Source organism: Hydrogenophaga electricum, from assembly GCF_030160815.1.
Lineage (GTDB): Bacteria > Pseudomonadota > Gammaproteobacteria > Burkholderiales > Burkholderiaceae_C > Hydrogenophaga > Hydrogenophaga electricum.
This window is the reverse complement of the sequence record NZ_BSPB01000042.1, coordinates 21,141-31,760: the sequence shown is the minus strand read 5'-3', so window position 1 is coordinate 31,760 and position 10,620 is coordinate 21,141. Positions and strand designations below refer to the sequence as shown.

Genomic DNA, 10,620 nt, shown 5'->3' with positions numbered 1-10,620 from the left:
GACATGACCGCGTCGTGGCTGGCCCAGATGGGCTGGGACGTGTGGGTGCTGGACGGCGCCACGCCGGGCGACTTCACCGAAACCGGCGCGGCCCCGCTGGCGCTGCCGGTGCCCACGCAGCCGGTGGCGCACATCGCCCCGCAGGCGCTGGCCGACGCCCTGGCGCACGAGCCCGCCGGCAGCGTCGCCGTGATCGATCTCGCGCCCAGTGCCCAGCACGTGCGAAGACACATTCCGGGCGCGTGGTTCGCGCTGCGCTCGCAGCTCGCCCAGGCCGTGGCACGCATCCCGCGCGCCCGGCGCTACGTGCTGACCTGCGACAGCGGCCTGCTGTCGCCCTTCGCCGCCGCCGAGCTGGCCCAGGCCACAGAGGGCGCCACGGTGCAGGTGCTCGACGGTGGCAACGGCGCCTGGTTCGCGGCCGGGCTGCCGGCCGAAGCGGGTGAACAGCGCCTGGCCAGCCCGCGCATCGACCGCTACCGGCGCCCCTACGAAGGCACCGACAACCCGCGCGAGGCCATGCAGGGCTACCTGGACTGGGAGTTCGGCCTGGTCGAACAACTGGGTCGCGACGGCACACACGGTTTCCGGGTGATCTGAGCCGGCCCGGCATGCCGCGGTGCTGCGCACGGACGGTACAAAAAAAGGCCCGCGATGACGCGGGCCTGTGAACCGATGACCGCTGATGGACGGCCATCGACAGCGCCTGACAGCATCAGGCCAGCACATGCGCCCCCGTTTCCACCCCCATGGTTCCCTCCGGGGCGAATGTGGACTGCACGGGCACGCTCACTGGTCTTTCCAGCGCCAGACGATCTCGCTCACGTTGATCTTGCGCGGAATGATGCCCAGCGACTGGAAGGTGTCGGCAAGTTGCTGCTGTTGGGCCAGATGCGCGTCGGTCACCGGGCCGAGCGAGAACTCGGCGCGATCAAAAGCGGCGGTCCAGGACTTGACGTCGATGCCCGTGGCTTCGGCCGCCAGCGCCGCCAGTTCGGCCCGGTTCTGCCCGGCCCATTCGGTGGTCTTGCGGATTTCGTCCAGTACCGTGGACAGCACGCCCGGGTACTGGTGCGCGAAGCGCCTGGACGCGATGTAGTAGGACGAACTGGCCAGCCGCCGGTCCGCCGTGTCGGCGATGGAGCGCGCACCATAGCGTTCTTCGGCAATGGCGTAGTACGGGTCCCACACCACCCAGGCGTCGATGTTGCCGCCATTGAACGCGGCTGTCGCATCGGCCGGCGACAGGTAGGTTGGCTGGATATCGCTGAACTTCAGGCCCGCCAGTGCCAGGGCCTTGACCGTGACGTTCTGGGCGCTCGACCCCTTGCCGAACGCCACCTTCTTGCCCTTCAGTTCGGCCACGGTCTTGATCGGCGAGTTCTTGGGCACCAGCACCGCGTGCTGGGCCGACGGCGTGGCCGCGGCGTAGACCAGATCGGCACCCCCCGCCTGCGCGAAGATGGGCGGCGTGTCGCCCACCGATCCCAGGTCGATGGCCCCGGCGCCCAGCGCTTCGAGCATGGGCGGGCCGAACTGGAATTCGACCCACTTCACGCTGTCCACGCCCAGCGCCTTCAGGCGCTTTTCAATGACCGCCTGCTTCTTGGTCAGCACCAGCACGGCCGAGCCTTTCTGGAAGCCGATGCGCACCTCCTTGGGCAGGGCCTGGGCGGCTGCCGGGCCGGCCTTCAGCCCCAGCAGCGAGGCGGCGGAAAGCGCCGCCAGCGCGGCCCCCAGTTGTCGACGGTTCAAACGGTTTTTCATGCGGTGATCGGCTTGTTGATGAAACAGGCTGTCAGCGTAGGGGGCCAGGGCGGGCACGTCGACGAAGCAAAGCGCAGATCGATATGCACAAACGAGCGGCGCACCAGCGGTTCTGGCATCGATCACCTGGCTCGGGCGGCTACCATGTCGGACGTTGCGCCGCATCGGTGCAGATCGAAGCAATACACGGACTTACGTTGGAGCACGGGATGGGCGGAATGCGGGACGAACAGTGGCGGCTGGATGCCGAAGAGACGTCCACCCTGGAAGACACTGCCGGTGCGCGCAGCTGCGGTCCGGACACCCGGTTGGGCTGCGTAGCCGTGCCCATCCTCGCGAGCGACATCGACCACCGCTTCCGAGACCTTCTGGCCCTGTGGTCGGATCCGCGCTTTTTCCCCGTGACGCGGCGCCACGCCCGCAAGCCCCACCTCCTGGTGGTGGTCAACAACGCCCCCCCAGAAGCCCTGGCGAAAGCCGAAGCCGTGTTCCGGGCGTTCCCCAGCCTGGCAGAGTGTTTCGCCGCTTGCCACGCGCACAGTGCCGGGCTGGAAGGCGATCGCGATCTGTACGTGCGCGGAGCCACGCACATGCACGGCCGCTTCGGCAACAAGGCGGGCCCCAACCTGCTGTTCCAGCAGACCATGCAGTTCGCCCGGCAATTTGGCGGGTTCACCCTGCAGACCGAGCTGGACTGTCTCCCGGTGCAAGCGGGATGGCTGGAGTCGGCGCAGGCCGTGATCGCGGCCAATGCACGGGCCTGGATCATCGGGTCCACGTTCGCCGGCAGGCAGCGGTTGACGCACGAAATCCAGATGCACCTCAATGGCAATGCCATTTACAAGGCAGGCGACGACGGCTTCCAGGCCTTCCTCAACAACGTCTGGATGCCCGGCATCTTTTCGCGAGCAGACACCGACCCGAACCTCGCCTACGACTGCTGGTGGGCCTTGATGAAGCACAAGGCCAATCAGAACGACGGCGAAGAAGCCTGGCAACTTTTCCAGCGCTACGACGCCTACTTCCACAACGACCCGTTCATCGTGAACCTGCTGTCGGCACCCGCCGAATGCCAGGAATACCGAAACGTCTTCGAGCGCCTGGTGGAAACCGGACGCACACCGGTATTCCTGCACGGGCCGGCGATGACGAGCCTGCTCAGCGTGCTGCTGAACCACCCCAAGGACAGCGTCTTCGACGCGATCGACCGCATCGCGCCGCCCGCACATCCCCATGAGCGCACGCATGCCCTGGTTGGCGCACCGGGCACCCGGGCATTCGCCCCCCGCGGACATACCGACAGGGGCCGCACCACGCCATCGCCCCTGGCCGATTTGGCCGTGCTGGCTGACGAGGTCGTGGCCGGGGCCACTGAGTGGTCGTCTGCCCTGCTCGCCGCGCTGGCCACAGAACTGCTCCTGCACCCGGTCGAGACCCTGGCCTGGCTGGCGGAAGACGAGCCCCTGCGCCAGGCCATCGCCCGGGCCAGGACGGACGACAGCCTCGAAGCCCCGTTGCGCGCCCACTTCAACGACCTGCTGCTGTCGCTGCCGGGCCAATGGGGACAGGCCCTGTTGACGGGCGAACACGGGGAAGAGACGCAGCTCCGGGCCCCGGCAGGGCAGGACGATATCCGCCTGCTGCGCAACCAGCTTAGCCTGCTCCAGCACACACTGGCCCGGTTGCTTGCCGGCAGCGTGCTGCCGCCCTCTGATGTGTTGCCCGCGGCAGAAAAAGCCCTGGCCCGGGCGATGGCGGTCGTGCGGGCCGAAACCGATGCGCGCGCCGGGCTGCTTGTCCACCCGCAAACGCCGCCTGCGACGTCGCCGGAGCGGCAACGGATCGAGCAGGAATGGCGCGCCACCCAGGACCTGCTCCAGCGGGCGGCCCAGAAAGGCGGCTCCCTGGTCAAGGCCATTGCCAGCCAGGCCCAGGAGATCGAGACGGGGCACGCCATACGCGAGGAACTCGATCGCGTCTACGCCTCGCGTTCGTGGCGGCTGACCCAGTTGCTGCGCACGATCTCCCTCCGGTTCGGCCAGAAACCACGCGACTGAACCGCGCGGCGCGAGCCCCCGCTCAGATGCGCGGGCGTCGCCAGGTGCGTTCGTTGACCGCGTCGATCAAGCTGGCAACGATCCGCACCACGGCGTCGGAAACGGCGCCGGCCTCGTAGTCGGAAACCGGGCGGCGGTCTGCGGCGGCTCGCGAAAAACCGTCACGCACGATGCGAACCGCCTCCACCAGCCGGTCTGCACGCGCGTCGCAGAAAACCAGAACCCCGGCATCCACGCCTTCGGGCCGCTCGTGCGAGTCGCGTACCGACACGGCCGGCAGACCCAGCAGGGATGCCTCCTCGGTGATCGTCCCGCTGTCGGAGATGACACAGAACGCGGCCTGCTGCAGCCGGATGTAATCCGAGAACGAGAACGGTGGCAGGAAGCGGATCGGCCCGTGCGCCAGGTCGCGACCGGCCACCGCGAGCCGGGCTCTGGTGCGTGGATGGGTGGAGACGATCACGGGCATGCCGTGGCTGTCGGCCAGCGCCAGCAGGCCATCAATGAGGTGACGGAGCCGGGCCGGGTCGTCGACGTTTTCTTCGCGGTGCAGACTGGCAACGAAGAACCGGTCGGGCACCAGCCCTAGGCGCTCCAGCACGTCGGAAGCAGCGATGCGCTCGCGCTGGTGCGCCAGCACTTCCGGCATGTGCGACCCAAGCTTGTAGATCCGATCGGCGGGCAGGCCCTCGGCCAGCAGGTGGCGGCGGGCGTGTTCGGTCAGCACCAGATTGACATCGCTGGCGTGATCGATGACGCGGCGGTTGAGCTCCTCGGGGACCCGATCGTCGAAACAGCGGTTGCCCGCCTCCAGATGGAAAACAGGAATCCGTCGACGCTTGGCCGCCAGCACGCACAAGCCCGAATTGGTGTCGCCGTACACGACCAGCGCCTCGGGGCGTTCGGCCTCCAGAAGCGCATCGACACCCTCGATGACACGGGCCACCGTTGTCATCGCATTGCCGCCAGCGACAGCCAGGTGGTGGTCAGGCGCCCGGATCTCCAGATCCTCGAAAAAAATCCGTGCCAGGGCGTCATCGTGGTTCTGCCCGGTATGGACCAGCACGTGATCGAAGGCCCGGTCCAGCTTGTCGATCACCCGCGACATCTTGATCAGCTCGGGACGGGTGCCCACCACGGTCATCACCTTGCGCTTCATGCCTTGGGCTCCTGCACCGGTTGAGAAGCACCCAGTTGCGCCTGAATGTAATCCAGGCCCAGCAGCAGCTCGATCAGTTCGGCACGATCGAGCCGGCGGGCGTTGCGGGAACTGAAGTCGTCGGCGTCGTCGAGCATCACGCCGCCATCGGAGAAGAAGCCGGCGTAGTCGAGGTCGCGCCCATCGGGCGGAATCCGGATGTAGCGGTCGCCGTCGGCGGCACGCGCCATCTCTTCGTGCGCCACCAGGGTTTCGTGCAGCTTCTCGCCGTGGCGGGCGCCCATGTTCTGCAACGGCGTGCGGCCGCCGAAGATCTCGATCAGCGCCTCGGCCAGATCGAGCACCGTGGCCGCAGGCGCCTTCTGGACCAGGATGTCCCCATGGCCACCCCGGGCACAGGCTTCGAGCACCAGCTCCGCCGCATCGGGCAGCGACATCATGAAGCGCGTCATGCGCGGGTCGGTGAGCGTCAGGGCCTGGCCCTGTCTGATCTGTTCGACGAAGTGCGGAATGACCGAACCGCGCGATGCCATCACGTTGCCGTACCGCGTGACACAGATGCGGGTCGGCCCGTCGGGCCAGCGACGTGCCTTGGCAATGGCCAGCTTCTCCATGAGTGCCTTGGACATGCCCATGGCGTTGATCGGGTAGACCGCCTTGTCGGTGCTGAGCAACACCACCGCCCCCACCTCCCGCGCCAGGGCAGCGTCCAGCACGTTTTCGGCACCCAGTGCGTTGGTGCGGATCGCCTCCAGCGGATGGAACTCGCACGAAGGCACCTGCTTGAGCGCCGCGGCGTGGAACAGCAGATCGACCCCGCGCAACAGATCGAGCAGGCCGTCGCTTTGCCGCACGTCGCCAATGTGGAAGCGCACCCGCGAGTCGTTCAGTGCCAGCCGCAGGTGGTGCTGCTTGTTTTCGTCGCGGCTGAAGATGCGGAGTTCGGCCACCCCCTCGCGCAACGCCCGTCGGGCAATGGTTTCGCCGAAAGACCCCGTGCCCCCGGTGATGGCCAAGATCTTCCCTTTCAGCAAGTCAGTCATATCGCTCCAGGGTGTGCAGGTCCGTCAGCATGTCCTGCCAGGACGGGGGGCGATAGCCCAGGGCCTCGCGCAGTCGCGTGCTGTCCAGGGAGCGGTCGATGACCGGCTGATCGCACGGCTCGATGGGAATGGCATGGCCATAAATGCGCCCCGCCAGCGACAGGAAATCGAGCTTCGAAATCGGATCGGCGCTCAGGTGGTAGACCCCGTGAAGATCCGGCCTCGCCAGCAACCGATCCCGGACGATGCGCGCCAGTTCCAGAGAAGTGAAGCCCGAAAAGATGGCGTGCCGAAATCCGCGCACGGCTTGGTGCTGCGCCAGGAACCAGGCCAGCAGGCCATGGGTTGTGCCGAGCTCGGGCCCGACGAACGACACCCGCAAGGTCAGCACCGCCGGATCGTTCGCCACTTCCCCCAGCAGCTTGGTGCGCCCGTACAAGTCGACCGGATCGCTCGGGTCCGACTCGCGGTAGGTGCCGCGTGCGCCAGAGAACACGCAATCCGTGCTGAAGTGGATGAGGCGTGCCCCCACCTGTTGGCACAGACGGCCCAGTTGGTGAGGCAGCACAGCGTTGACTTGCAGCGCTGGCAGCGGATCGCAGGCGGCCATGTGCTGCTTGACCAGACCGACACAGTTGAGCACGACGTCGGGCCGGACCTCGGCCATCAGGGCGCCCAGACCACCGGTATCCAGCGCGTCGACGCCGGTGCACAGAGCAACGCGACCGAATCCGGTCAGCGCCGGCGCGGGTGCACGCACGGTCCCGATGACCGTCAGGTCGCGGGACGCCCCCAGCTCCCGCAGCATCATGTGGCCGAGCATGCCGCCCGCTCCCAGGATCAGCACCTTCATGTCAGCTCTCCGTGAGGCGCCAGGGCCAGTCGGCGCAAGATGGCCCGCAAATCTTCGTCGGTCAGGTCGCTCAGCAACCAGGGGTGGTGGCCGTGTCCAAAGAAGCGGCGCTGGCGCTCCACCAGGTCCACGGCATGGGACAGGCTCGCCCCGTCGGCCGCCAGAAACACCTCGCTGGCGCGGGTATCGAGCGGCGGCGGCAGACCCGGCCCCGGCAGCGGCACGGTCATCGCCCGGCATTCAACGCCGGGCAGCATCGCCTGCGCCAAAACCTGGCACGCGGCCCAGCGTCGCGCCGGCACCTCGGTGCCGGTCAGCAGCGTCAGGCGCGGCGACCGGTCTGGGTCCGGCCGCAGGCGCCAGCCTCCTCGCCCAGCAGCCGAAGTCCACAGCCCCCGGTCGGAGAGCAGGAACGTCACGGCGCGCAGGTGCTCACGCAGGGGTGCGGCGCCATGCACCACCTGCGGAGGCGGATGCACTGGTGCGAGGTCGGGGCGGGCCAGTTTGACCCAGGTGTGTCCGGCGTGTTCGCAGAGCCGCGGCAACAGGCGCAGAGCGGCCTCGAAGCCGCCGGGTTGGCCCGCCTCCGCCGGCAGGTCACGCAGTGGCGCCAGGGCGGCAGGTCGGGCCCAGAACAGGCCGGCTGCGGGAAAATCCAGCGGCTGATCCGGACGGACGACCAAGCCAGCACCACGGGCCATGGCCTCGGCCTGCCCGAACACGCCCTGCCATCCGGTGTGGGCGCGGTCTGCCTCGCTGTGCTGGGGGAACACCAGGCCAAGCGACGAATCGGCGCTGAAGGCAGCCAGCACCGAAGCCACCACCCGGGGCGAACCCAGCAGGGCCTGGCAGGCGGCGCCCTGCAAGGGCTGACGGTCGTGCAGGTGAAGCACCAAGTCATGGCGGCGCTCGTCTGTCAGGACATCGACCGCGAAGGCCAGTTTGCCATCGCGGTATGGCACGGTGCACAGATCGACGCTGCCGGCCGCCCAGTCCGCAAAGACCGGGGCAATCGCGTGGCGCCGCTCGTCATCATCGGTGCGGATGAACAGATCACAGGGAGCGGGCACACAGCGCAGCAGCTCCCGCATCGGTTCGGCCGTGTCGTCTCCCCACAGGTGAACGACGGCCGCCACGCGCTGCGCCGGCGCCAGGGGGATATCCAAGGCAAAAGGCACGGCCAGACTCTGGTCCAGTCCTTCGGGCACCGCGCTCGGCGCGCCGTCGATGGGCTGGCAGGGTACCGGTGGGCTGGGGGTGTCCCGCTCACCCGTTCTTGCGCGCCACCAGGACAGCAACGCGTGGTCGCGACCGCCCCAGGAAGTGCCTGCCCCGGGCGTGGCAGGCGGCGGAACCGCCGGCATGGACAGTCCCCGGACCTCCAGCGCGGAGCGCACCTGCTCGATCAGCGGCGCGCTGCGCCATTTGTGGGCCAGCCACCAGGCCGCGCCCAGCAGGCGGTGGCTGATCAGTCCCTGGGCGGTGGCTTCGATGGCCGTCAGGTCGAGCGACGGGTCGGCGGTCGGCAGACTCACCACCGGCAAACCCAAGACGTCGGCGCGCAACGCCAGATCGGTCAGTGCGGCGCTGGCGTCCAGGTGCTCATCCAGCTCACCGACGCGCTGCGCCAGCGCGCGGGAGATCACCACGAAGCAGCCAGGGATCCGGGGCAGGCCCGCAGTGGCCGCTGCCGGTATCTGCACCAGCGCCTCCGGCCCCTGTTGACCGAACACCGCGAGCGCGTCGGCCAGGGTCTTTTCATCGAAACGGCCGTGCGGGTCGGTCAGCACGTAGACGTCGGCCCCCTCATCGAAAGCCCTCTCGATCAGGCGCCGGTGCGCCGCGACAAACCCGGCCGCCCCGCGTGACAGGCAGACGGTTTCGGGCGGCAGCCAGTTCTCCAGTGCGAAGGCCGCACCGTCATCGGCCACCAGCACCAGACCGGTTCTGGCCTGTCCCACATGGGCAAGGGCCGAGCGTGCGCGGCCGACGACACGCTGGACACGAAAAGGGGCATCGCCAGCCACCGCGATACCGAACGCCACCCGCATTCCGGCCATGGGTGCCCCCACCGCGCTGAGCACCGGTCCGGCGCCCAAAGCGGCCCCTGCAGGCGCAGCCGGTGGCATCGGGGACGGGGCATTCGCCTGCGCCGCCCGTTGACGCAGGGCTTCGCGCCGGGCATGCAGGCCCTCCCGCAAGCGCCCCCGCAAGGTCCACCAGGCGAGCCTGAGTGCTCGGCGCAGAAAAACCCGCAGGCCGTCGGGCAACCGGCTCGCCACCCGTTGCAACACCATGGCCACGCGGTAGGTGTTGCTGCCCTCGATCGCCTCGATCCGGTGCGAAAGCACCTGCTCGCGCTCCCCTGCGGCCTGCAGGCCAGCCCGGTATCCGGCCTGCACACGCGCCTCAAGCACCTGCGCCTGCTGCAGCCAGTGCATCTCCCGCTCGGCCATTGCAGCGCGTGCCGTTTCGGCTTCGCGCCAGCGCTGCGCATGAGAAAGACCGGCTGCAGCCTGGTGGGCCGCATCAAACAGGGTGGCCAGGGCCGGCCCGCCTGCGCACAGCTCCCGCACCGACGCCGGGGCGTGTTCGGGCGTCGGCAACAGCAGGCCCAGGCCCGGACCGGCGGGAAGGTCGAACGCCGCATCCCCGGGCACCGACTCGCGCCAGCGGCACCACAGCGATGCTGCCGCCTCGCCAGGCTGGACGCCCACGACCATCACCACGGCGCCCGGAGCGAGACGCCCGGTCCAGTAGGCGGGGTCCGACTGGTCGCCCGCCAGCGGCGACTCGATCACCAACAGATCGGCCAGCGGCTCGCTGCCCAGGCACAGCTCGCAGAGACTGCCCGCCTGAGGAATCAGGCGCCGCATCTCGTCAAAGGCCGGGCCGCACCCGGCGAGCCGCCAGACATCGCGGACCCGCGCCAGCCAGTGCCCCACGGCGACATGCTCCCAGCGCGTCGGCACCCCGAATGAATGGACAAACAGGTCGGGCAGGCTGTCCCGCAGCGCGTTTCCGGAGAGGGTGTCCGTCATGGTCTCGTGGCGGCTTCCGACAAACCCTGTACCAGTGCCTGGGCCTTGACGAAGTCTTCCGGCCGCCCGATGTCCAGCCACGCACACTCGGCCTCGTAGGCGCGCACGTCGTGGCCTGCGGCCACGAGGGCCTGCAGCAGTTCGGGCATGTCGAGCCGCTGGCCCAGGCGCAGGTGCGGCCGCACGCAGGCGCGCGTGAGCGCGTACACGCCCATGTTGATCAGGTACTCGGTGCGTGGCTTCTCACGGATGCGGGTGATCTGCCCTTGATCGGTCACGTCGAGCACCCCGTATTCCAGTTGGGCACCATAGCGCAGGGCCGCCACCGAGGCGGCCGCTCCGGACTCCGCGTGATGGGCGATCAAGGCCGCCATGTCCATGTCGGTGACGAGATCGCCATTGAGCAACAGAAACCGCTCTTCCATCTCGTCGATCACTTGCGCCAACAGACCGCAAGTGCCCAGGGGCTCGTCTTCCACCGCGTAGGTGATCTCCATACCGAGCGCATGCCCGTCGCCGAACAGGGTCTGAATCAGGTGACGCAGGTGATTGACCGCCAGGCACACGCGACGCACCTGGTGGCGCCGCAGCAGACACAACAGGTGTTCAAGCACAGAAGCATCACCCAGGGGCATGAGCGGCTTGGGCAGCACCGTGGTGTAGGGCAGGAGACGGGTGCCCTTGCCGCCCGCCATGATGA

8 protein-coding genes are annotated in these 10,620 nt (G+C 68.5%); 2 read left to right on the top strand and 6 right to left on the bottom strand.

Annotation, left to right across the window (positions count from 1 at the left end; genetic code table 11):
• On the top strand, nucleotides 1–600 hold a 600-nt coding region (locus QQK43_RS17955; RefSeq protein ID WP_284308854.1), incomplete at its 5' end, for a rhodanese-like domain-containing protein.
• 189 nt (nucleotides 601–789) lie between these two features.
• On the opposite strand, the gene QQK43_RS17950 is transcribed toward QQK43_RS17955, so the two are convergent.
• A complete protein-coding gene (locus QQK43_RS17950; RefSeq protein ID WP_284308853.1) occupies nucleotides 790–1,767 on the bottom strand; it encodes a sulfonate ABC transporter substrate-binding protein in 978 nt (325 codons plus the stop codon).
• Between the two features lie 209 nt (nucleotides 1,768–1,976).
• On the opposite strand from QQK43_RS17950, the gene QQK43_RS17945 reads away from it, so the two are divergent.
• Nucleotides 1,977–3,824, top strand: coding sequence for a hypothetical protein (locus tag QQK43_RS17945; RefSeq protein WP_284308852.1), 1,848 nt, complete (start codon nucleotides 1,977–1,979; stop codon nucleotides 3,822–3,824).
• 22 nt (nucleotides 3,825–3,846) lie between these two features.
• Here QQK43_RS17945 and wecB read toward each other — a convergent pair whose 3' ends face one another.
• From wecB to QQK43_RS17920, 5 genes are read right to left on the bottom strand one after another with little or no spacing between them, the layout of a single operon-like run.
• Complete coding sequence (gene wecB / locus QQK43_RS17940; RefSeq protein ID WP_284308851.1) at nucleotides 3,847–4,983, bottom strand: non-hydrolyzing UDP-N-acetylglucosamine 2-epimerase; 1,137 nt, start codon at nucleotides 4,981–4,983, stop codon at nucleotides 3,847–3,849.
• The gene (locus QQK43_RS17935; protein ID WP_284308857.1) at nucleotides 4,980–6,017 is read right to left on the bottom strand and encodes a polysaccharide biosynthesis protein; all 1,038 of its coding nucleotides are present in this window, start codon (nucleotides 6,015–6,017) and stop codon (nucleotides 4,980–4,982) included. The genes wecB and QQK43_RS17935 overlap by 4 nt, the downstream gene beginning before the upstream one ends.
• A 1-nt stretch (nucleotide 6,018) precedes the next feature.
• Nucleotides 6,019–6,879 carry a dTDP-4-dehydrorhamnose reductase family protein gene (locus tag QQK43_RS17930; RefSeq protein ID WP_284308850.1) on the bottom strand — a complete coding sequence of 287 codons (861 nt, stop codon included), beginning with the start codon at nucleotides 6,877–6,879 and terminating at the stop codon, nucleotides 6,019–6,021.
• The gene (locus QQK43_RS17925) at nucleotides 6,876–9,920 is read right to left on the bottom strand and encodes a rhamnan synthesis F family protein (RefSeq protein ID WP_284308849.1); all 3,045 of its coding nucleotides are present in this window, start codon (nucleotides 9,918–9,920) and stop codon (nucleotides 6,876–6,878) included. Before QQK43_RS17925 ends, QQK43_RS17930 begins: the two co-directional genes overlap by 4 nt.
• Nucleotides 9,917–10,615 carry a nucleotidyltransferase family protein gene (locus QQK43_RS17920; protein WP_284308848.1) on the bottom strand — a complete coding sequence of 233 codons (699 nt, stop codon included), beginning with the start codon at nucleotides 10,613–10,615 and terminating at the stop codon, nucleotides 9,917–9,919. Before QQK43_RS17920 ends, QQK43_RS17925 begins: the two co-directional genes overlap by 4 nt.
• Nucleotides 10,616–10,620: the final 5 nt, after the last annotated feature.